This window comes from Arthrobacter sp. E44 (genome assembly GCF_041877125.1).
Lineage (GTDB): Bacteria > Actinomycetota > Actinomycetes > Actinomycetales > Micrococcaceae > Arthrobacter.
Window position 1 is genome coordinate 54118 of sequence record NZ_JBHDJA010000007.1, and the last position, 20604, is coordinate 74721.

General features: G+C 67.3%; 19 protein-coding genes and 2 riboswitches. Of the genes, 12 read left to right on the plus strand and 7 right to left on the minus strand.

Annotated features, from left to right (window positions below):
* Positions 1-43 precede the first annotated feature (43 nt).
* Genes ACETK3_RS08175 through mnhG form a run of 6 tightly spaced genes read left to right on the plus strand, consistent with a single transcriptional unit; the run spans position 44 to position 6568 of the window.
* On the plus strand, positions 44-3118 hold the full coding sequence (locus ACETK3_RS08175) for a Na+/H+ antiporter subunit A (protein ID WP_237429113.1): 3075 nt from the start codon (positions 44-46) through the stop codon (positions 3116-3118).
* Positions 3115-3735 (plus strand): Na(+)/H(+) antiporter subunit C, encoded by a 621-nt coding sequence (locus tag ACETK3_RS08180; RefSeq protein WP_236799962.1) that lies wholly within the window; start codon positions 3115-3117, stop codon positions 3733-3735. The genes ACETK3_RS08175 and ACETK3_RS08180 overlap by 4 nt, the downstream gene beginning before the upstream one ends.
* Positions 3732-5351 carry a Na+/H+ antiporter subunit D gene (locus ACETK3_RS08185; protein WP_236799959.1) on the plus strand — a complete coding sequence of 540 codons (1620 nt, stop codon included), beginning with the start codon at positions 3732-3734 and terminating at the stop codon, positions 5349-5351. Before ACETK3_RS08180 ends, ACETK3_RS08185 begins: the two co-directional genes overlap by 4 nt.
* A complete protein-coding gene (locus ACETK3_RS08190; RefSeq protein ID WP_236799957.1) occupies positions 5348-5893 on the plus strand; it encodes a Na+/H+ antiporter subunit E in 546 nt (181 codons plus the stop codon). Before ACETK3_RS08185 ends, ACETK3_RS08190 begins: the two co-directional genes overlap by 4 nt.
* Positions 5890-6168 carry a monovalent cation/H+ antiporter complex subunit F gene (locus ACETK3_RS08195; RefSeq protein WP_237429112.1) on the plus strand — a complete coding sequence of 93 codons (279 nt, stop codon included), beginning with the start codon at positions 5890-5892 and terminating at the stop codon, positions 6166-6168. Before ACETK3_RS08190 ends, ACETK3_RS08195 begins: the two co-directional genes overlap by 4 nt.
* Positions 6158-6568, plus strand: a complete 411-nt coding sequence (gene mnhG, locus ACETK3_RS08200; protein WP_237429111.1) for a monovalent cation/H(+) antiporter subunit G — start codon at positions 6158-6160, stop codon at positions 6566-6568. The genes ACETK3_RS08195 and mnhG overlap by 11 nt, the downstream gene beginning before the upstream one ends.
* Positions 6569-6575: 7 nt before the next feature.
* Here the strand turns inward: mnhG and ACETK3_RS08205 are convergent, their stop codons facing one another.
* From ACETK3_RS08205 to ACETK3_RS08220, 4 genes are all read right to left on the minus strand, one after another.
* Positions 6576-6839, minus strand: coding sequence for a DUF4235 domain-containing protein (locus tag ACETK3_RS08205; protein ID WP_236799950.1), 264 nt, complete (start codon positions 6837-6839; stop codon positions 6576-6578).
* 117 nt (positions 6840-6956) lie between these two features.
* Positions 6957-7235, minus strand: coding sequence for a CDGSH iron-sulfur domain-containing protein (locus tag ACETK3_RS08210; protein WP_237429110.1), 279 nt, complete (start codon positions 7233-7235; stop codon positions 6957-6959).
* Positions 7232-8362 carry a glycosyltransferase family 2 protein gene (locus ACETK3_RS08215; protein WP_373992723.1) on the minus strand — a complete coding sequence of 377 codons (1131 nt, stop codon included), beginning with the start codon at positions 8360-8362 and terminating at the stop codon, positions 7232-7234. The genes ACETK3_RS08210 and ACETK3_RS08215 overlap by 4 nt, the downstream gene beginning before the upstream one ends.
* Entirely contained in the window at positions 8359-9414 is a 1056-nt protein-coding gene (locus ACETK3_RS08220; protein ID WP_373992724.1) for an iron-containing redox enzyme family protein, read from the minus strand. The genes ACETK3_RS08215 and ACETK3_RS08220 overlap by 4 nt, the downstream gene beginning before the upstream one ends.
* Before the next feature lie 280 nt (positions 9415-9694).
* A riboswitch (TPP riboswitch) is annotated at positions 9695-9835 on the plus strand.
* Between the two features lie 66 nt (positions 9836-9901).
* Here ACETK3_RS08220 and ACETK3_RS08225 point away from each other — a divergent pair.
* The 5 genes from ACETK3_RS08225 to ACETK3_RS08245 all read left to right on the plus strand — a co-directional run bounded on the left by ACETK3_RS08225 (position 9902) and on the right by ACETK3_RS08245 (position 15817).
* Positions 9902-10525: an ECF transporter S component gene (locus tag ACETK3_RS08225; protein WP_237429107.1), complete on the plus strand. Its 624-nt coding sequence runs from the start codon at positions 9902-9904 to the stop codon at positions 10523-10525.
* On the plus strand, positions 10525-12072 hold the full coding sequence (locus ACETK3_RS08230; protein WP_373992725.1) for an ABC transporter ATP-binding protein: 1548 nt from the start codon (positions 10525-10527) through the stop codon (positions 12070-12072). The genes ACETK3_RS08225 and ACETK3_RS08230 overlap by 1 nt, the downstream gene beginning before the upstream one ends.
* The gene (locus tag ACETK3_RS08235; RefSeq protein ID WP_237429105.1) at positions 12069-12869 is read left to right on the plus strand and encodes an energy-coupling factor transporter transmembrane protein EcfT; all 801 of its coding nucleotides are present in this window, start codon (positions 12069-12071) and stop codon (positions 12867-12869) included. Before ACETK3_RS08230 ends, ACETK3_RS08235 begins: the two co-directional genes overlap by 4 nt.
* A gap of 129 nt (positions 12870-12998) precedes the next feature.
* Entirely contained in the window at positions 12999-14522 is a 1524-nt protein-coding gene (locus ACETK3_RS08240; RefSeq protein ID WP_236799940.1) for a UDP-N-acetylglucosamine 1-carboxyvinyltransferase, read from the plus strand.
* A 68-nt stretch (positions 14523-14590) separates the two neighbouring features.
* Positions 14591-15817 (plus strand): glutamate--cysteine ligase, encoded by a 1227-nt coding sequence (locus tag ACETK3_RS08245; protein ID WP_373992726.1) that lies wholly within the window; start codon positions 14591-14593, stop codon positions 15815-15817.
* A 110-nt stretch (positions 15818-15927) separates the two neighbouring features.
* On the opposite strand, the gene ACETK3_RS08250 is transcribed toward ACETK3_RS08245, so the two are convergent.
* From ACETK3_RS08250 to ACETK3_RS08260, 3 genes are read right to left on the minus strand one after another with little or no spacing between them, the layout of a single operon-like run.
* Positions 15928-17136, minus strand: a complete 1209-nt coding sequence (locus ACETK3_RS08250; RefSeq protein ID WP_373992727.1) for an O-succinylhomoserine sulfhydrylase — start codon at positions 17134-17136, stop codon at positions 15928-15930.
* The gene (locus tag ACETK3_RS08255) at positions 17137-17547 is read right to left on the minus strand and encodes a rhodanese-like domain-containing protein (protein ID WP_236799937.1); all 411 of its coding nucleotides are present in this window, start codon (positions 17545-17547) and stop codon (positions 17137-17139) included.
* Positions 17544-17819: a DUF1737 domain-containing protein gene (locus ACETK3_RS08260; protein ID WP_237429101.1), complete on the minus strand. Its 276-nt coding sequence runs from the start codon at positions 17817-17819 to the stop codon at positions 17544-17546. The genes ACETK3_RS08255 and ACETK3_RS08260 overlap by 4 nt, the downstream gene beginning before the upstream one ends.
* Before the next feature lie 13 nt (positions 17820-17832).
* Positions 17833-17948, minus strand: a riboswitch (SAM riboswitch).
* Positions 17949-18130: 182 nt separating this feature from the next.
* Here ACETK3_RS08260 and opgC point away from each other — a divergent pair.
* Positions 18131-20590: an OpgC domain-containing protein gene (opgC, locus tag ACETK3_RS08265; RefSeq protein ID WP_373992728.1), complete on the plus strand. Its 2460-nt coding sequence runs from the start codon at positions 18131-18133 to the stop codon at positions 20588-20590.
* Positions 20591-20604 lie beyond the last annotated feature (14 nt).

The following is a 20604-nucleotide window of genomic DNA, read 5'->3' on the forward strand; positions in this document are numbered from 1 at the left end:
TCCAACTTTTGACAATCGAATCCCTGACGTTGCGGAGAATACAGTGATCACAGTCCTTGCCGTGCACTTTTCGGTGGCTGTCCTCGCGCCCTTGCTCTTCAGGGTTTGGGGCCGGAACGCCTTTTACGCGCTGGCTGCAGTTCCCGCGGTTTCCTTCGGCTGGCTGATGCTCCAGCACGGCCCGATCTATTCCGGCGCCGGAGCCATCACCGAAACGTTCGACTGGATCCCCAGCCTCCATCTGGAACTGGCCTTCCGCATGGACGCGCTGGCCTGGGTGATGTCCCTCCTGGTGCTTGGCGTCGGCTCCCTGGTGCTGGTCTATTGCGCGCGGTACTTCAAGAGGAAGGACCAGGACCTGGGTGCGTTCGGTGCCCAGTTGTTGGCCTTCGCCGGTGCCATGTTCGGACTGGTCACAGCGGATGACCTCCTGCTGCTGTTCATCTTCTGGGAACTGACCACCATCCTGTCCTACCTGCTGATCGGCTTCGCCCGGACCCGGCTTGCCGCCCGGCGCTCCGCCCTCCAGGCATTGATGGTCACCACCGCCGGCGGCCTGGCCATGCTGGTGGGCCTCATCATGCTCGGCTACACCGCCGGGACCTACCGCATCTCCGGCATCCTGGAGCAGGCCGCCTCGCTGGCAACCGGAACGTCGGGCGCCATGGTGAGCGCCGCCGTCGTCCTCATCCTGGTGGGTGCCATCACCAAGTCCGCCCTGGTCCCGTTCCACTTCTGGCTGCCCGGCGCCATGGCCGCGCCCACTCCCGTCAGCGCCTACCTGCACGCCGCGGCGATGGTCAAGGCCGGCATCTACCTGGTGGCACGGCTCGCGCCCGGCTTCTCCGAGACCGCGTACTGGCAGCCCGTAGTCCTGGGGCTGGGCCTGGCCACCATGCTGGTGGGTGGCTACCGGGCGCTGCGGCAGACCGACATCAAACTGATCCTTGCCTACGGCACCGTCAGCCAGCTGGGCTTCCTCACCATGGTGGTGGGCTTGGGAACCCCCGATGCCGCGCTCGCGGGCCTGGCCATGCTGCTGGCCCACGGCCTGTTCAAGGCCACGCTCTTCCTGGTGGTGGGCATCATCGACCACCAGTCCGGAACCCGTGATGTTCGTAAGCTGTCCGGTGTCTTCCGCTCCTCACGCGCCCTGGGCATCGTGGCCGGAATCGGGGCCGCGTCCATGGCGGGCATTCCACTGCTGGGCGGCTTCGTGGCCAAGGAATCGGTGCTGGAAGCGTTCGTGCACCACGCCCTGGAGCCGCACTCCGGTCCCTGGGGCCCGGTGGTCCTGGTGGGGCTGGTGCTGGGTTCCATCCTCACCTTTGCGTACAGCGCCCGCTTCATGTGGGGTGCTTTTGCGGTCAAGCGCGGCGTGGAGCCCACCCCGTTCAAGGCGATCACGCCCTCCTTCCTTGCCGCCCCTGCCATCCTCAGCCTCCTCACCATCGCCTATGGGCTCTGGCCGGTTCCGGTGGACGACTGGATCCAGCCGTACGCTGCGCTCTTCGCTTCCACAGCGCCCGACGCCGGCACTCCGGCCCAGCAGGCAGGGCACCTTGCGCTATGGCATGGCTTCACCCCGGCGCTTGGGCTGACAGCCCTCACCTTTGTGCTGGGTGCCGCCATGTACTTTGGCCGCAATGCGGTGGCCCGCGCCCAGTCCCTGGTCCCGGCGTGGGTGGACGGCGACCGCGCCTACCAGTTGACCATCGGGGCCCTGGATGACGTGGCGGTTTGGATCACCGGCCGCACGCAGCGCGGTTCGCTGTACTTCTACCTTGCCGTGATCCTCAGCGTGGCATTCGTCCTGCCGCTCGTGGCCATCCTGCTGGGCGGCAGCGCCATGCCGCAGAACATCTACCTGGTGGATCCCAACTCCCCGCTGCAGCTCGTGGCGGGCGTAGGGATCGTGATCGGCGCGCTCGCTGCCGTCAAGGCCAACAAACGCTTCCTTGCGGTCCTGATGGTGTCGGTGACCGGGTACGGCATCGCGCTGGTGTTTGCGCTGCAGGGCGCCCCGGACCTGGCCCTGACCCAGATGCTGGTGGAGACCATCATCCTGGTGGCCTTCGTCCTGGCCATGCGCAGCCTGCCGCCCGAATTGCGGGACCGTACCGGCGGCAGGTACCGGGTGGTGCGTGTCATCATCGGTCTGGGGTTCGGCGTGACCATGGTGTTCGCCGCCATCTTCGCCATGGGTGCCCGCACGGCCATTCCCATCTCGCTGCAGTTCCCGCAGCTTGCATATGAGGGCGGCGGCGGGCTGAACGTGGTCAACGTGACCCTGGTGGACATCCGTGCCTGGGACACGTTCGGTGAAATCAGCGTGCTGGCGCTCGCCGCCACCGGCGTGGCCAGCCTGATCTTCGTGCGGGGGCGCGGTGACCGGCTGCAGTCCTCGGCTTCCGTTGCCGAGGGCACGGTGGGACGCTACCGCGGCGTGGACCCCGGCTCCCGTGACGCGGCAGCCCTGGCCATCAGCCGGAAGTTCGCGGCCTCGGCCAGCGACGCCTGGATCGTGGCCGGCAGGACACTGGCACCGGAACGCCGTTCCATCATCTTCGAGGTAATCACCCGGCTGATCTTCCACTCCATGATCATCTTCTCGCTGTACCTGCTGCTGGCAGGCCACAACCTGCCCGGCGGCGGCTTTGCCGGCGGCCTCACGGCAGGGCTGGCCCTGACCATCCGCTACCTGGCGGGCGGGCGCTTCGAACTCCGGGAAGCGGCGCCGATCAGTGCCGGCGGCCTGCTGGGGTCCGGGCTGGCCCTGGCTGCAATCTCAGGTGTGATGCCCCTGCTGCTGGGCGGCCAGGTGTTCCAGTCCGCCATTATCGAGGTGTGGCTGCCCGTGTTCGGGGACATCAAGTTCGTCACTTCAACCATCTTCGATATCGGCGTGTACATCGTGGTGGTGGGCCTGGTGCTGGATGTGCTGCGCAGCCTCGGGGCCGAAATCGATGAGCACATGGAGGAGCGGTCCGCGGAGGGCGGCCACGAACCGGACCACGACCGGCACGGGCAGGAACCCGAACGCCTCGATGGCCCGGACCAGCAGGAACAGGAACCGGACGGGATTCCTGCCGAGACCACCGCGAAGGGCCACGCATGAGCGTCAACCTGACCCTGCTGATCGTGATGGGCGCCCTGTACGCCTGCGGCATCTACCTGATCCTGGAACGCAGCCTTACCCGGGTGCTGCTGGGGCTGATGCTCCTGGCCAACGCCACCAACCTGCTGATCCTGGCCACCGGCGGATACGCTGGCCTGGCTCCGCTGTTTGCCAAGGACACCGCCGCCCAGGACTACAACGACCCGCTGCCGCAGGCCTTGATTCTGACCTCGATCGTGATCTCCTTCGCCGTCACGGCGTTCATGCTGGGCATCATCTACCGCACCTGGGTCCTGGCCCGCCAGGACGAGATCCAGGACGACCTGGAGGACCGCCGCGTGGCGGCCACCCCCAGCTTTGACGCCGAGGACGACGCCGAAATCCCCGCGGAAACCTCCGAGTTCCCGCTCACCATGCTCGGGTCCGACGGCCGGGACGTCTCCAACCACGGAACGCCCGGTGCCGGCTCCGAAAGGGGTGTGGGAAGCCAGGAAACGGACCAGCCCGTGGCCACGCTGGTGGCCGGGGGCCGGGAGATGCCCGCAGAACACGCTGCCGCGGAGGAAAAGCCCGGCTCGCTCAACGTTGACCCCAACCCGGAAGGAGGCGGCAAGTGAACATTGCAAGCCTGGCCCCGCTCGCCGTCGTACTTCCCATCCTGGGCGCCGCCCTCACCTTCCTGCTGATCCGGCACTCCCGGGCCCAGCGTGGGGTGAGCATCGGCCTGCTCTCGCTGACCCTGCTCCTCGAATGCCTCCTGCTGGCGTCCGCCTGGAGCGGCGGCACCACGGCGGTGACCATTGGCGGCTGGGTGCCGCCGTTCGGCATCGTCATGGTGGTGGACCAGTTCTCATCGCTGATGCTGGTGGTGTCCTCCGCCGTGAGCCTGGCCGTGCTGATCTACGCCACCGGACAGGGCATGGCCGACGGCGACGAGGACGCCCCGGTCTCGATCTTCCACCCCACCTACCTGATCCTGGTGGCCGGGGTGTCCAACGCCTTCCTGTCCGGGGACCTCTTCAACCTGTACGTCGGCTTCGAGATCCTGCTGACCGCAAGCTACGTGCTGATGACCCTGGGCGGCACCGGGCCGCGCATCAGGGCCGGCGTCACCTACGTGGTGGTCTCCGTGGTGTCCTCCGTGCTGTTCCTGATCGCGATCGCCATGGTTTACGGGGCCACCGGAACGGTCAACATGGCGGACCTGGCCATCAAGCTCGGCGAACTGGACCAGGGCACCAAGACCCTCCTGCACGTGATGCTGCTGGTGGCGTTCGGCATCAAGGCCGCCGTCTTCCCCCTGTCCTTCTGGCTCCCGGACTCCTACCCCACGGCCCCGGCACCCGTCACCGCGGTGTTCGCCGGCCTGCTCACCAAAGTGGGCGTGTACGCGATGGTCCGCACCGAGACCCTGCTGTTCCCCGGCGACACCCTGAACACGCCGCTCATGGTGGCGGCGCTGCTGACCATGGTGGTGGGCATTCTGGGTGCGCTGGCCCAGAGCGACATCAAGCGTCTGCTCTCGTTCACCCTGGTCAGCCACATCGGCTACATGGTGTTCGGGCTGGCCATGTCCTCGGCCGTGGGGCTGGCGGCGGCCGTCTTCTATGTGGCGCACCACATCACCATCCAGACCAGCCTGTTCCTGGTGACCGGGCTCATCGAACGCCGGGGCGGCAGCTCCTCCGTGGACCGGCTGGGCGGCCTGGCCAAGTTGTCGCCCATGCTGGCCCTGCTGTTCTTCATCCCCGGCATGAACCTGGCCGGCATCCCGCCGTTCTCCGGGTTCCTCGGCAAGGTGGGGCTGATGCAGGCAGGCATTGAGCTGGGCACGCCGCTGGCCTACGCCCTGGTGATCGGTGGGGTGGTGACCAGCCTCCTGACGCTGCTGGCCATCGCCAGGGTCTGGAACCGTGCCTTCTGGCGCCGTCCAACCGACGCCGAACATCCGGACCCGGTGCTGCTTGCCACCCCTGGGACGAGGGCTTCCGGGCCCGGAGCCAAGGCCAACAGCACCGTGACCCTCCTGCCGCGCACCATGGTGGGCTCGACGGCGGGCCTGGTGGCGCTTGGCGTTGCCCTCTCCGTGTTCGCGGGGCCGCTGTTCGGGCTGTCGGACCGGGCGGCCCGCGACATGCTTGAGCGCACCCCGTACATCCATGCGGTCCTGGGGGAGGGCACCGCTGTACCGGGAGCCGCTGCAGGGACCTCCACCGGGGGAGGAACACGATGAGCCGCCAACGCATCTCCCTGCGCCAGGAACTGCCGCTCCTGGTCTGGCTGGTGATTGTCTGGGGCGCCCTCTGGCAGGATTTCAGCCCTGGCAACCTCCTGTTCGGTGCCCTGCTGGCCGTAGGGGTGGCCCGGCTCTTCTACCTTCCGCCGGTGGAGCTCAGTGGCCGCTTCAACATCCTTCATGCCGTGCCCTTTGCCCTGGTGTTCCTGTGGAAGGTGGTGGTGGCCAGCGCGCAGGTCCTCTACCTCGCCACGGTCCGCGGCCCCAAGGTGACCAACGCCGTCGTCGCCGTACGGCTGCGCAGCCACCAGGACCTGATCGTCACCGCCACCGGGCATGTCATTTCCCTGATCCCGGGGTCGCTGGTAGTTGAGGTGGACCGCTCGACATCCACCCTCTACCTGCACGCACTCAACATCACCTCCCCGGAAGACGTGGAGGGCCTGCGGAACGAAGTCCGGTCCATTGAGGCCGGCCTGATCCGCATCATGGGCAGCCGGGAAGAACTTGAAGCCGTCCGAATGGAGGCCGCCGCATGATGCCCGTTGTCCTGGCTGTTACAGCCGTCATCTTCTCGCTGGCCGCCGCCGGAGCGATCATCAGGATTGCCCGCGGGCCGTCGCTCCTGGACCGGGTACTCGCCGCCGACGTCCTGCTGGCCATCCTGGGCGGGGCGCTGTGCATCGACATGGCCGTGAACCGGCACCTGAACAACCTGATGCTGGTGGTGGCCATCTCCATTATTGGCTTCATCGGATCTGTGACCGTGGCACGCTTCGTAGCAGACCGGAGGGTGAAACCCGATGAATCCTGACTTCTCCGACCCCGACGCCTGGATCGACCTGGTTTCGGCCATATTCATGGTGGTGGGGGCACTCATGTCCCTGGGCGCGGCCATCGGCCTGCTCCGCTTTCCGGACCTGCTGAGCCGCATGCACGCGGCCACCAAGCCCCAGGTGCTGGGCCTGTTCCTCCTGCTGGCCGCCATTGGGCTGCAGATGCGGACGTGGTGGGTGTGGCCGGTGCTGGTGGTGGCCTGGATCTTCCAACTTCTGACGGTGCCGGTGTCCGCGCACATGGTGGGCCGCGCAGGCTACCGCACCAAGCACCTGCACCGGGAACTGCTCACCGCCGATGAGCTGGAGGCCGTGGTGCAAAAAGCCGCCGCCGAGGCTGCCCGGAAGGACAGCCCCGACGACGGCCGGCAGCGGTAAGGAAGAGCTAGACGATGTCCTGGCTCTTGGCGAACCGGGTGATGGCACGCTGCGTGCCGCGGTTGGCCAGGACCTGGATGATGGCGCTCACCGATGCCGAGATCAGCGCGAAGGTCAACGCCGAACGCAGGCTGGTGGGGACGTCCTCGTGCTTGCCGGTGGGCGGCTTCTGTCCCGTGGTCTTTTCCCAGATGGTGTTGACCAGCTTGGTGCCGGCCAGGCCTGCACCCAGGCTCACCCCGGTCCCGAGCAGCTTGATGAAAAGGTTCATTCCTATTACTCCTTGCGGGCGGAAAACGGACTGTCCCCAGCCTAGCCGCACACCCGCCAACCACCCGGCAAGAGTCGGGGCAAGGGCGTGGCAGGCAGGCGGAGCTTGCTGGACTGGCTAAGCAGCCGGGGGCTCTGTGCGGAACTTGATCAGCTTGTGCGTGCCGTCGCAGTACGGCTTGATGGCGGAGGCCCCGCACCGGCACAGGGCCACCGTCTTCCGGTCCCGGGGTACGGCACCGCCGGACGGGGTGACGAGCTCAAACTCACCGCGGACAATCAGGGGCCCGTCCGGGCAGACCACGATGGAGCTCGCGGCGGGGTCCTGCTCCGCATTTGCCCGCTCCACATCCACCTGTTCCAGGTCGGCTCCTGTTCCATGCTGTTCACGATTCATGCCTGCACCGCATCCATCCTTGTTGTTCCTGGTGTGCCCGGGACGCGTCTGTCCGGGACCCCTCTGCCCGGGACGCCCTGCAGCCTGCCCCCGTGGCGCCGCAGGAGCTCCGCCTCGGAGTGCGCCGCCGTCCTGATCCTGCTGCCCGCGTAGGGAACGCCGCCCCTCGACCTGAACCCGAGGGCCAGCCACACGCAGGTGGCCCGCTCAAGTGCCCACAGCGGAGCGAACCAGGCTGCCGAGGCGGGGAAGACGGCGGTACCGTTGTGCCGCCGTCGTCCAATCTCTGCAGCGGTGGTGATCACCACGGCGAGCCCGCACAGGGTGGTTGCCCGCCCTTTGCCCGGAAGGAACAGCGCGGCTGCGGCTGCCGGGAACAGGGCAAGCTCGGCGGCCAGCCGCCGAGGCTGGGCGAAGCCGTCGTACGCCTGGCGCACCCGCTGGCGCAGGAAATGCCGCACGGTGGGCGGCCTGCGGGCCACGAACAGGTCCGCAAGTGTCCGCTCGCTCCCCCCTGCGGCCTTGATGGTCCTAATGAGTTCGAGGTTTTCGAACAGGACGCCGGCATAGCCGCCGGTGGCCAGCAGCGCGTCGCGGCGCACCCCCAGCGTTCCCGGGTAGTCGGCCGACCAGGCCCGGTTAAGCAGGGTCCGGGCCGTGTCCCAGCGGGCGTGCCATGGGAGGGGGGTGAAGTAGTTCTGCGGGCGCACCACGTGGGCGGACTCCAGGTGATGGACGACGGCGGCGAGGGCCTCGCGCGTATAGCGGACGTCGTCGTCCGCGATGACAAGGAACGGCGCACCCGGGGTGCGCACGCCGGTCATGACGCCTGCCACCTTGCCGTTACTGGCCTGCCCGTGAAGGGCAATGCTGTCCGGCGGGGTGTCCGGCCGGATGTGGCGGACCGCTGCGGGAAACGTGGCACGGTGCCGGTCGAAGAGGTCGGGGTCTGAGCCGTCCACCACGGTGACCGGAATCCAGCCCACCAGTTGGCGGAGGTAACCGGCCAACTCTGCCAGGCCCGAGTCCTCCGTCCAGCGCAGGGGAAGGATGTACTCCGCGTCGGAGACCAAACGGGGACGCCCTTCCCTTGCCCCGGGAGCGACTGCCGCGGGCGCGGCTGTCACGCTGCCGCCGGTACAGCCGCCCGGAGCGAGGTCTGCCCGGCTTCCCAGGACGACATCAGGTGGGCGGTAAGGCGGCTGTCGATGGCCATGACCGCCGTCGCCCCGAACAGGACATCGGCAAGCAGTTGCGGTTCGGCTTCCACCAGGCCGCCGGCGAGGTCCCGTCCCGCAATCTGTTCGTGCACGGCGTCGGCCTCCACGTGCTCGTCAAAGTAGTGCGTGATGTCAGGCCCGAAGCCGTGCCGGCGGAATCCGTTGCCGTAGAAGCGGTTGGGCTGCGAGGAGGTCATTTCGTAGATGGCGAGGTGCCCGGTGATGGCACCGCGGAGCCGGCGGTTCAGGCCGCAGAGCGACATGAGGTTGACGGAAGCCAGGGAGATTGCCGGGACTGTGTCCACGTAGGCGCCGTAGCTGTCATCCAGGCCCAGGCCTCGCATGGTCCGGGCGAACAGCGCGCTGTGCATCCGCTCAGGCCGGCCGCCGCCGTATTCGTCCGCCTGGATTTCCACCAGGGCCGCCTTCGGCCTGCCGCTGAGCCGCGGAATGGCCCAGGTGTGCGGGTCGGCTTCCTTCAGCTGGTACATGGATTTGTGGACCAGGAACTCCTTGAGCTGGTCCAGGGTGGCTTTCCGGGCCACGTAGCGGGACAGGCTGGGGCCGGTGTCCGTGGCGGCCAGGCCGAAGAGGACGTCGGCAACTGCGTCACTGGTCATGGCAATTCCGTCGGGCAGTTCGAAGTTTCCTGCCGCCTCCTTGGCGGCAGCGCGCAGTGCCGCTTCGAAGGGTTCCTCGATCAGCCGCCGGACCCTGATCAGCGCAGGCTCCCACTCCCAGCTGTCTGAAACGCCGTCCAGCCCGGAGTAATGGAGTTCGTAAAGGCAGAATAGTGCGAGTTGGATGTCCTCGTCGGCAATGATGTCGCCGGTTCCGGCCAGCTGCCGCACCACCAGGGAGTACAGCCCATCCAGGCCCGGCCCCGCGGCGTCCGGAGCCTGCGCCAGGACTTTGAACAGTGCGCTGCTGACGGGGCCTCTGGTTTCCGGGATTCTCATGGTGCTCCTTGGTCTGCCGCGCTGCTGACGGGAACGAACGCGGGGCCGACCATGGTGAGTCCCATGTGCCCGTACTCCTCGAAACCCGGGAGACAACATAGTAAGCATGATTACTAATAAAAGCTAAGCGCGCTTGTTTCCATGCCTGGCGCCACCACGCACGGCCGGTCACATCCTGTCCGGTTGGCGCCCGCAGCCCTCAATCCAGCGCCGTTCGGTGTAAACTGGACCACGCCCGGATGGGCAAATCAAAAGCCTTACCCAAACCAAAAAGCAACACTAAAAACGACAGGGGAGCGCCGCCGTCGGGCATCCTGGCAGAAGCCGGGCACCGCAGGTGGGCGCTGAGAGTGCGGACCGCCGCAGACCCTCGAACCTGATCCGGTTAGTACCGGCGCAAGGGAGTCGAGTTCTCAAAGTGTCGCGGCTGCACGGCAACGGGCCGTCAGCCGGTCCACTTTCCCCTCCTGTTCCCCAGGAGGATCACATGAGCACTGCAGCAATCAAGAAGACCACCAGCAGGTCCTGGCGCGTCGTGGACATCGTGGTGGCCGCGCTGGTGGCCATCGCCGGCGGCGTCATCTTCTGGGCATGGGACCAGGGCGCGGCAGCACTGTCCGCCCCCATGAACGCGGCCTACCCGCCGCTCACCGGTCTGCTGGCCGGCGGATGGATGATTCCGGGCGTGCTGGGCATGCTCATCATCCGCAAGCCGGGCGCGGCGCTGTTCTGCGAGACCGTGGCCGCCACCGGAGAGCTGCTCATGGGCTCGCAGTACGGCGCCTCGGTCCTGTTCTCGGGGTTAATCCAGGGCCTGGGTGCGGAGATCATCTTCATCATCTTCGCCTACCGCAAGTTCAACCTGCCCGTCTCCCTGCTGGCAGGCGCCGCGGCCGGCTTCTTCTGCGGCCTGAATGACTCGTTCGCGCCGTGGGGCTGGAACATCGCCTACTCAGGTGCGGACAAGTTCGCCTACATCGTCCTCACCACCATCTCCGGCGCCGTCCTGGCCGGCGGCCTGTCCTGGCTCGCCACCCGCGGCCTGGCCCGCACCGGCGTACTGAGCTCCTTCGCGTCCCGCAGGGCTGCCACGGAGCCAGTCTTCTCCTGATGGCACCCTCCCAGGGCGCAGCCGGCGCCGTCCGCCCCGCCGCGGTCACTGCCCGCGGCTGGGGCTGGCGGCATGCCGGCAGGGCCAGGCCCGCCGTCCATGCCCTTGACCTGGACATCAGCCCCGGCGAGCGGGTGCTGCTGCTGGGCCCCTCGGGCGCCGGAAAGTCGACGCTCCTGCATGCGCTGGCCGGCGTACTGGGAGACATTGACGACGACGGCGAGGCGGGCGACGCCGACGAGTCGGGTTCGCTGCTGGTTGACGGCGCCGTGCCCCGCTCCCAGCGCGGCCGCGCCGGCTTGATGCAGCAGGACCCGGAGACGCAGGTGGTCCTGTCGCGGGTGGGGGACGACGTCGCGTTCGGAGCCGAGAACCTTGCCGTGCCGCGTGACGCCATCTGGGCGCGCGTGCACGAGGCGCTTGCCGACGTCGGACTGTCCCACCTCCCGCTGGACCACCCGACGTCGGCCCTGTCCGGCGGGCAAAAGCAGCGCCTGGCGCTGGCGGGGATCCTGGCCATGCGCCCGGGGCTAATCCTGCTGGATGAGCCCACCGCCAACCTGGACCCGGACGGGGTGCTGGAAGTCCGCGACGCCGTGGCGCGCTGCCTGGACAAGACCGGGGCCACCCTGGTGGTGGTGGAGCACCGGGTGTCGGTGTGGAAGGACCTGGTGGACCGGATCGTGGTCCTGCAGCCGGGCTCCGCCTCCGAGCCCGCCGTGCTCTTGGACGGGCCGCCGGACCGGGTACTCAGTGAGGCGCGCACCATGCTCGCCGCGGCGGGGGTGTGGGTTCCCGGCTACGTCCCGGCCACCCGTGCCCGGGCTGCGGTGCAGGCGCCGGGAACGGGGAATCTCCTGCTGGCGGCCGAACAGCTGGGTGTTTCCCGCGAACGACCCAGCCGCAAGGGCTTCCGCAGGATCCCGCCCGTCCCCGTCCAGGAAGGCGTGGCCGCGCAGGTCCGCGCCGGGCAGGCCCTGGCCATCACCGGTCCCAACGGCGCCGGCAAGTCGACCTTCGCGCTGACCCTTGCCGGCCTCCTGGAGCCGGTCTCCGGAAAAGTCTCCGCCACCCTGGACCTCAGCCGGGGTGCGGGCATCGACCCGTTCCGGTGGAAGGCCGAGCAATTGATTTCCCGCGTAGGGACGGTGTTCCAGGAGCCTGAGCACCAGTTCGTGACCGGCAAAGTGCTGGATGAGCTGCGCTTTGGCCCCCGGCACCTGGGCCATGGTGAGGACCGGGTTGACGAGCTGCTGGAGCGGCTGCGGCTCACCCAGCTGGTGGATGCGAACCCGTACACGCTCTCCGGCGGTGAAAAGCGGCGGCTGTCCGTGGCCACCGTCCTTGCCGCCAGCCCCCGGGTCCTGGTCCTTGACGAGCCCACCTTCGGGCAGGATGCCAACACCTGGGCCGAATTGGCCTCGTTCCTGTCCGAGCTGCTTGATGCCGGAACGGCGGTGGTTTCGGTGACCCATGATGCCGAATTCACTGAGGCGCTGGGCGGCGAGGAGCTGCGGATGTTGGCTGCGGAAACGGTGGCGCCATGAGGCAGCAACTCACCCTCAGCGGCAACCGGGCCGTGCTCACCCGCGCCAACCCGCTCAGCAAATTCGCGGCGGTCCTGCTCATCACCGCCGTCCTTGCCCTGTCCATCGACTGGGTCTCGGCATCCGTGGCGTTGGTCTTCGAGCTTCTGCTCTTTCCCCTGGCCGGGCTCACCCTGTCCCTGCTGTGGCAGCGGGGCTGGCCGCTGATCCTCGCGGCCGCCATAGGCGGTTGGAGCACGTCCATCCTGGCGCCGGACAGCGGCAGGATCCTGCTCGACGCCGGCATCTGGACCATGAGCGAAGGTTCCCTTCAGCTGGGGATCGGCTTCCTCCTGCGCGGCTTTGCCATCGCCCTTCCGGCGGTGCTCCTGATGAGCTGCACTGATCCCACGGACCTTGCCGATGCGCTGGCGCAGAAAGCGCGCCTGCCGCACCGGTTTGTCCTGGGAACCCTCGCCGCAATGCGGCTGGTGGGGCTCATGGCCGAGGAGTGGCAGACCATCGGCATGGCACGGCGTGCCCGCGGCGTGGGTTCACGCGGCAGCCTGGGCCAGCGGGTGAAGGCTACGCTGGGGCAAAGCTTCGGGCTCCTGGTGCAGGCCATTCGGCGCGCGTCGAGGCTGGCCGTCACCATGGAAGCGCGGGGCTTTGGCGGTGCCACGCGAACCTGGGCGCGGGAATCAACCTTCAGCCTGCTGGATCTCGGAGTGGTGGCCGGCGGCGTCGTGGTGGCCGGGCTTGCGCTTTTTGCGGCTGTTACCGCCGGTACCTGGAACATGGTGTGGTTGGGAAGCTAAGTCCCGGGCTTAGGTGCTATGTAGGCTTCCCTATCGCACTTGATGGGTACAGCCTTTCCGTATCCCCCCAATGGGCCCTTGGGTAGGTGCTCGGCAGGCTGGATAACTCATTTATGATATATTCGGCGTATGACGCAAGAGACCGCTGAACACGTTGCCGCCATGCTGAGGGACGCCCGGAGCGAGAAGGGGTGGACCCAGGGCCAGTTGGCTGCCGAACTCGGCACCAGCCAGAGCGCCGTGGCCCGGATGGAACAGGGCAAGCAGAACCTGAGCCTAAAAATGATCCAGCGCCTGGAAAACATCTTCGACCGCAGCATCGTCAACGTGGGCAAGCCGCAGATGACCCACCTGCGGGTAGAGGGCGGCCGCACCCTGTCCGGCGCCGTGGACGTGAACAGCAGCAAGAACGCCGGCGTCGCCCTTCTGTGCGCCAGCCTGATCAACCGCGGCACCACCGTGCTCCGCCGGCTGGCCCGCATCGAGGAAGTTAACCGCATTGTCGAGGTGCTCACCAGCATCGGCGTGGAATGCACCTGGCTTAACGACACGGACCTGCGCCTCCGCCGTCCTGCCGTCCTGGACCTCGAAGCGATGGACGTGGACGCGGCACGCAGGACCCGCAGCGTCATCATGCTGCTCGGCCCCATGCTGGATGAATCGCGGGAGTACCGGCTGCCCTACGCCGGCGGCTGCGACCTTGGCACCCGCACGGTGGAGCCCCACATGCAGGCACTGCGCGAGTTCGGCCTCTCGGTGGAAGCCACGGCCGGTTTCTACACCGTCCAGGCACCTCCTGCCGACACCCGCGACCGTTCCTTCGTCCTCACCGAGCGCGGCGACACCGTCACCGAGAATGCGATCATGGCGGCGGCGCACCGGCCGGGAACAACCGTGATCCGCAATGCCAGCCCCAACTACATGGTCCAGGACCTCTGCTTCTACCTGCAGATGCTGGGCGTCACCATTGAGGGCGTGGGCACCACCACCCTGAAGATCACCGGCCAGCCCGAGATCGACGCCGAGATCGAATACTTCCCCTCCGAAGACCCCATCGAAGCCATGAGCCTCATCACGGCCGGCATCGTCACCAACTCCGAGGTCACGGTGCGCCGCGTTCCCATCGAGTTCATGGAAATCGAGCTGGCCACCCTGGGCCAAATGGGCCAGAAGCTTGAGATTTCGGGCGAGTACATGGCCCGCAACGGCCGAACCCGCCTGGTGGACGTCACCACCAAACCCTCCGAGCTGCGCGCCCCCGAGGACAAGATCCACCCCATGCCCTTCCCCGGGCTGAACATCGACAACCTGCCGTTCTTCGCCGTCATCGCCGCGAACGCCCATGGCCAGACCATGATCCACGACTGGGTCTACGAAAACCGGGCAATCTACCTCACCGAGCTGAACCGGCTCGGCGCCCAGGTACAGCTCCTGGACCCGCACCGGATCTACGTCAACGGGCCCACCAAGTGGCGTGCCGCCGAGGTTGGCTGCCCGCCAGCACTCCGCCCGGCGGCCTGCCTGCTGCTGGCGATGCTGGCAGCACGCGGCGTCTCCGAACTGCGGAACATCTACGTGATCGAGCGCGGATACGAAGACCTGGCGGAGCGTTTGAACACCATCGGTGCCAAGGTGGAGTACTTCCAGGACTAGGCATTCACGGTTCGTCATGAACCGCGTGTGACAGTTCCAATATCCCTGCGCTGCCGCAAAATGTTCGTATGCGTACGTTCGGCGTAGAGGAAGAACTCCTGATCGTTGATCCGGAGTCCGGGGAACCGCTTGCGCTGGCTGACGCCCTCCTTGCCGGCCACCGCGTTGCGGCGGACGATCTTCCCGTGGAACCGGACACGCATCACGCCGGGAACCACGGGGATTACGACGACGAGATGGGCCTGAGTGCCGAGCTGAAGCTTGAGCAGATCGAGACCCAGACCCGGCCATGCGTGGATTACGGCAGCCTCCTGGAACAGATCCGCGCCGGCCGTGCCCTGGCGGACCAGGCGGCCCGGAAACACGGTGCCAGGGTGGCGGCCCTTGCCACCTCGCCGGTGGCATCCCCCAGCCATACCACCCCGGATCCGCGCTACGCCAGGATGCTGGAACGCTTCGGCCTCACTGCACAGGAGCAGCTGACCTGCGGCTTCCACGTCCACACCTACATCGAATCGCCGGAGGAAGGCGTGGCGGTCCTGGACCGCACCCGGGACAAGCTGGCGGTCCTGACGGCGCTGAGCGCCAATTCACCCTTCTGGAACGGGGTGCCCACCGGGTTTGAAAGCTACCGGACCCAGGCCTGGAACCGGTGGCCGACGGCTGGGCCGGCAGGTATCTACGGCACCTACCCCGCCTACCGGAGGGTGGTGACGCGGCTGCTGGATACCGGGGTCATGTTGGACGAGGGGATGCTGTACTTTGATGCCCGCCTGTCCCGCAACCACCCCACCGTTGAGGTGAGGGTGGCGGATGTATGCCTGCGGGCCGAGGACGCAGCCCTTATTGCCGTGCTGGTCCGGGCGCTGGTGGAATCTGCCAGCAGGGAGTGGCGGGATGACGTTGATCCCACACCCGTTCCCACAGTTCTTTTGCGAATGGCCTCCTGGCAGGCCAGCAGCGAGGGGCTCAGCGGCGAGCTCCTGGATTTTGGCAACTTCCGTCCGGCCCCCGCCGCGGATGTGGCCCGTGCGCTGGTGGATTACCTGGCCCCTGTCCTGCAGGAGCAAGGCGAGCTGGCTTTGGCCCGGCAGGGTGTGGAGGAGATCATCGCCCGCGGAACAGGGGCCGCCGAACAACGCCGCGCCCGGGACAAAGCCCTTGCCGGTCCGCCGCCTGAGGATATGGGTTTTGGCGCCGTGGTGCGCCAGGCCGTGCAGGTGACCATGCGCGGAGCGCTGGATCTCGGAGACGTGGAGGACACGCCGGAGCTGCTGCGGGTCCGCCAGGCCTGACCCGCCGCGGCGCGCAGTTTCCTCTTCGACGCGGTGCTTCCTTCCCGCGGCCCACATTCGGGCCGCGCCAGGGAATATGCGCCGCGGGAACACCGCAGCGCGTCGAAAAATTAGATCTGCTTGAGCGCCTGCTCCAGGTCGCGGATGAGGTCGTCCGCATCCTCCAGTCCCACGGAGAGGCGGACCACGCCGTCGCTCAGGCCAATGGCCGCTCGTCCTTCCGGGCCCATGGCGCGGTGCGTGGTGGTGGCGGGATGCGTGATCAGCGACTTGGAATCGCCCAGGTTGTTGGAGATGTCGATTATCCGCAGCCCGTCCAGCAGGGCGAAGGCGGCTTCCTTGCCGGAGCGTCCGCCTGACGGGGCAAGCTCCAGGGTCAGGACGGTGCCGCCTGCGCTCATCTGCTTCGCCGCCAGCCCGTACTGCGGGTGCGATTTCAGCAGCGGATACTTCACCCAGCTCACGGCGGGCTGCTCCTCCAGCCACTCGGCAAGCCGGAGGGCCGTGGCGGAGGAGTGGTTGACGCGCAGCCCCATGGTTTCCAGGCCCTTGGTCAGGACCCAGGCGTTGAACGGGGACAGGGCGGGGCCGGTGTGGCGCATCAGCTGCTTTACGGGGCCGTCAATGAACTCCTTGGTGCCCAGGATGGCACCGCCCATCACCCGGCCCTGCCCATCGATGTGCTTGGTGCCGGAGTAGACGATGACGTCCGCGCCCAGGTCACCGCAGCGCTGCAGCAGGGGAGTGGCAAAGACGTTGTCCGCCACCACGGTGGCCCCGGCGGCGTGCGCCAGGTCGCTGACCGCGGCGATGTCCACGATTTCCTGCATGGGATTGGATGGGGATTCGAAGAAGACAGCCGTGGTGGGCTTGGAGAGCGCTTCGCGCCACTGGTCCAGGTCCGGGCCGTCCACGAACACGGTCTCCACGCCCCACCGGGGCAGGATCTCGTTCAGGACCACGAAGCAGGAACCGAACAGCGAGCGGGCGGCCACTACACGGTCGCCGGCTGCCAGCAGGGCGCCCAGGGCGGTGAACACCGCGGACATGCCCGACGCCGTCGCGAAGCACGCTTCGGTGCCTTCGAGCAGCCGGAGCCGTTCCTGGAACGTGGCCACGGACGGGTTGCCGTAGCGGGAGTAGACAAAGCGCTCGTCTTCGCCGGTGAAGGCGCGTTCAGCAGCGGCTGCGGATTCGTAGACGAAGCCGGAGTTGAGGAAGATGGCCTCCGACGTTTCCTGGAAGTTGCTGCGGTCCAGCCCGCCGCGGACGGCCTGGGTGTCGGGGTTCCAGCCGGGGGCGTCGTGGTTGAAGCTCACTTAGTTCTTTCCGAGGTTGGTGGGCAGGCCGCGGTTTTTCCAGCCATTGACGGTCCGTTCGCCGAAGCGGTCGGGATCGCCCTCGAAGCCCTCGAGGACGCTGTAGGCGGTGAAACCCGCCTGGGTGGCGGCGGTGGCAGCGGCGACGGAGCGCTTGCCGGAGCGGCACAGGAACACCAGTTCCGTGCCCGGGTCCTCCGGCGCCTGGTCCGTCAGATCCTTGATGAAGTCGGGGTTGGGGATGCCGCCGGGGAAGGTCCACTGGATGAAGAGTGGGTCGTTGTCCGTGGCCTTGGTGTCCGGGATGCCGATGTGGGCCCATTCGCCCTCGGTACGGACGTCCACCAGGACGGCGCCCTGCTCCAGCTTGGCCCAGGCTTCCTGCGGCGTCAGGTCTCCGGCGTAGCTCATGCGTGGCCCTCGCCGTCAAACTCGCCGTCGAACTCGCCCTCAAGCTCGTCAACGGCCGTTGCAACGGCGGCGTCTGCCGAGGCGATCGCGGCCGGAAGGACGATGGCCTGCGCCACGATGACGGTGGTGCCGTTAAAGGTTGCTGCCGGGCTGCCGTGCAGCACGTAACCGTCCGCGAGTGCAGCGGAGATCCGCTCGCAGAACTCACGGTTGTCCGCGCCGGTAATCAGGCGGTAGGACAGTCTTTCCTCAGGGGCGGGTGCGTCGGACACGACGGATCTCCTTCTTTCACGCTTGCAGCTCGAATCGGTCGATATGCCGAGTATTCACCTGAGGCACCCCGCCGCGAAAGGGAGGGTTGCCGACCGGCCAGTCAGGGCTTCACACCGGTACTCATTACTCCCCAAAAACGTAACACCTGCGCTCCCAAGCCGCACCGCCGCCGTCGTCATGTTCCGTAATTCACCGGACGGCCAGGCGACACGCAAGGGCCGGCCGCCGGATAAAGTTCTTACCGGGGGCACCACCCCGTCGCCTAAGCAACGGGCAGCAGAGCAAAGAGTACCGGGGGGTCCTTGTCAGCATGCGGGCAATCACATCGCATCACCGCGCCACCAGCCACGTAAACCGTCCGCGCTCTGTGGCTGCCTTTCTAGCGGCCATCGTCATCGCCTTCCTGGCCGTGCTGGCGCCGGCAGGTCCGGCGCAGGCTGCACCGGACAGCGGCAAGCCGTGGCTGGGTGCGGTGCTCGAGTGGGGCGAGGATACCGCTGCAGGCTTCAGTGACCGGCTGGGCGCCACCCCTGCTGTCTTCGGCCACGACATCACCCTTCCGTTCCGTGATTCCGAACGGAACGACATCGACGGCTTCCTGCAGCAGGCCGCAGCCAAAGGTGCCCACGCCCTGCTCACGGTCAAGCCCTCGGTGCCGCTGGACCAGCTCGGCACTGCCGAAGCCGAAGCCTTCGCGCAGCAGGTGCACACCCTCACATCCGGGTTCAAGGGGCAGCTGCTGATCCGGTTCGCCCCTGACATGAACACAAGCTGGGTGGGTTGGGGCCAGCAGCCCGCCGAGTACCGCCAGGCTTTCCAGGAGGTGTCCAAGGCATTCAAGAAGTACGACGGCGGCCGGGCCACCATGGTGTGGGCGCCTTACCTGGGCAAGGACTACCCCTTTGACCGGAGCCGGAATGCGCCGCAGCCAGGAAGCGAGGGGTTCGCGCTCCTGGACACCAACGGGGACGGCACCTGGAACGGAAGCGACAACGCCTACGCACCGTACTACCCGGGCGACGACGCCGTGGACTGGGTGGGCCTGGCCGCCTACCACGACGACACCGCAGGCGGGGCCGCCGTCAACACCTTGCCGCGGGCCGGCGAGCTTGAGGAGATGCTGACAGCCTCCGGAAGCGAAAACTTCTACGCCACCTACTCCGAGGGGCGCAGGAAGCCTTTCCTCCTGCAGACCGCGGCGTTCTACAGCCCTTCAACCGGCGGCGCGCCCGAAGCCGGCATCAAAACCGGCTGGTGGGACCAGGTGGTGGGAACTGCCACCTCTCCGGAGTTCGCACGCACGGCCGCCGTCGTATGGGACGAACGCACCAGCACCAGGGACACCGGCGTGGCGAGCATCAGCTGGCTGCTCACTGGAAACCCGGACATTGCCAAGGCCGCGGGGGACAGGCTGAAGGCCTCCCCGATGGTGACCGGCCCTGTCACCGATCAGGCACCCACCGGCACTTATGTCCGCGCCAACACCCTGTCCGGGCCTGCTGCCTGGACTGTTGCCGCCGCCATGGTCATCCTCCTGGTGGCCCTGTGGCAGGTTCCGCGCAGGATCAATGCAGCCACAGCCTGGAGCTACCAGGATCCTTCCACCAGGGACTCGCGCGTTGACCTGCTGCGCGGAATGGCCATCGTCTTCGTGGTGGTCAACCACCTGGGCATGGCCTCGCTGTTCCAGTTGCTCACGCAGGAGGCCGTGGGCTTCGTGTCAGGCGCAGAGCTGTTCGTCCTCTTCTCCGGACTGGTGGTGGGCATGGTGTACGGGCCCAAGGCAAAGGAGGACTTCGGCCGGGTTGTGGACCTCACGTCACGCCGCGCAGGCAAGCTCTACCTGACGGCGCTCGCCGTGCTGATCGGGGTCTTCCTGCTGTCCCTGCTCCCGTTCTTCCACGCCGAGGCGCTCACAACCTTCGTGGACCAGGGAACCGGCGGCGCCGGGCACAACGGTGCCGGCCGGACCTACGACCTCTATGCGGGCATGTCGTCCTTGTTCCAGTTCCCCGTGCCGCCCCAGGTGCTTCCGGCCATCGTGCTGCTGCAGTTTGGGCCCTGGCAATTCAACGTCATGGGCCTCTACGTGGTGCTCTTACTGGTCAGCCCGCTCATCCTGGCCGCATTGAACCGCGGAAAGGCCGTCTGGGTGCTGGCCGCGACCCTTGCAGTGTATGCAGTTGGTGCCGTGACCAGGTTCCGGGTCCTGCCGTCGCAGTTCGAGGACTCCTTCCCCCTGCTGGTGTGGCAGGTGCTGTTCGTGCTGGGGCTGGTTGCCGGCTATCACCGCCGTGCCGTCGTTGCCTGGCTGTCGAGGCATACGTGGGTGGTGGTTGCCTGCACCGCGGCGGCGTTCGCGCTGGCCTTCCTGTCCTGGGGGAATCCCTACCTGGCGAACAACTACGACGTCCGCATGGCGCTCATGCCGGACGGCGTATACCGCGCCATGTATGACGCACTCTTCGGCCGCACGTACCTGGCTCCAGGCCGACTGCTTAATGTCATGGTCCTGGTGGTGGCGACCTACGCATTCCTCAGCGCTTACTGGAAGCCGGTGCAGCGGGCGCTGGGCTGGTTCCTGATTCCACTGGGCCGGGCCACGCTGTACGTGTTCATCATGCATGTGCTGCTGATCGCCGTCGTAGCCAATATTCCGGCGTTGCAGCAGCAGAGTATCTTCCTCAACACCGCGGCCTATGCCGTGGTCCTGGGACTGCTGTGGGTGATGGTGCGCACCAGGTTCCTCTTCCGGATCATCCCTACCTAGCCCAGGCGGGGACG

Bases quoted from the DNA above. Each gene is read 5' to 3' on its own strand.
- ACETK3_RS08180 (WP_236799962.1), top strand. From the start codon at position 3,115: ATGAGCGTCAACCTGACCCTGCTGATCGTGATGGGCGCCCTGTACGCC.
- ACETK3_RS08205 (WP_236799950.1), bottom strand. From the start codon at position 6,839: ATGAACCTTTTCATCAAGCTGCTCGGGACCGGGGTGAGCCTGGGTGCA.
- ACETK3_RS08195 (WP_237429112.1), top strand. From the start codon at position 5,890: ATGATGCCCGTTGTCCTGGCTGTTACAGCCGTCATCTTCTCGCTGGCC.
- ACETK3_RS08210 (WP_237429110.1), bottom strand. From the start codon at position 7,235: ATGAATCGTGAACAGCATGGAACAGGAGCCGACCTGGAACAGGTGGAT.
- ACETK3_RS08240 (WP_236799940.1), top strand. From the start codon at position 12,999: ATGACGCAAGAGACCGCTGAACACGTTGCCGCCATGCTGAGGGACGCC.
- ACETK3_RS08230 (WP_373992725.1), top strand. From the start codon at position 10,525: ATGGCACCCTCCCAGGGCGCAGCCGGCGCCGTCCGCCCCGCCGCGGTC.
- ACETK3_RS08255 (WP_236799937.1), bottom strand. From the start codon at position 17,547: ATGAGCTACGCCGGAGACCTGACGCCGCAGGAAGCCTGGGCCAAGCTG.
- ACETK3_RS08245 (WP_373992726.1), top strand. From the start codon at position 14,591: ATGCGTACGTTCGGCGTAGAGGAAGAACTCCTGATCGTTGATCCGGAG.
- ACETK3_RS08220 (WP_373992724.1), bottom strand. From the start codon at position 9,414: ATGAGAATCCCGGAAACCAGAGGCCCCGTCAGCAGCGCACTGTTCAAA.
- ACETK3_RS08225 (WP_237429107.1), top strand. From the start codon at position 9,902: ATGAGCACTGCAGCAATCAAGAAGACCACCAGCAGGTCCTGGCGCGTC.
- opgC (WP_373992728.1), top strand. From the start codon at position 18,131: ATGCGGGCAATCACATCGCATCACCGCGCCACCAGCCACGTAAACCGT.
- mnhG (WP_237429111.1), top strand. From the start codon at position 6,158: ATGAATCCTGACTTCTCCGACCCCGACGCCTGGATCGACCTGGTTTCG.
- ACETK3_RS08235 (WP_237429105.1), top strand. From the start codon at position 12,069: ATGAGGCAGCAACTCACCCTCAGCGGCAACCGGGCCGTGCTCACCCGC.
- ACETK3_RS08190 (WP_236799957.1), top strand. From the start codon at position 5,348: ATGAGCCGCCAACGCATCTCCCTGCGCCAGGAACTGCCGCTCCTGGTC.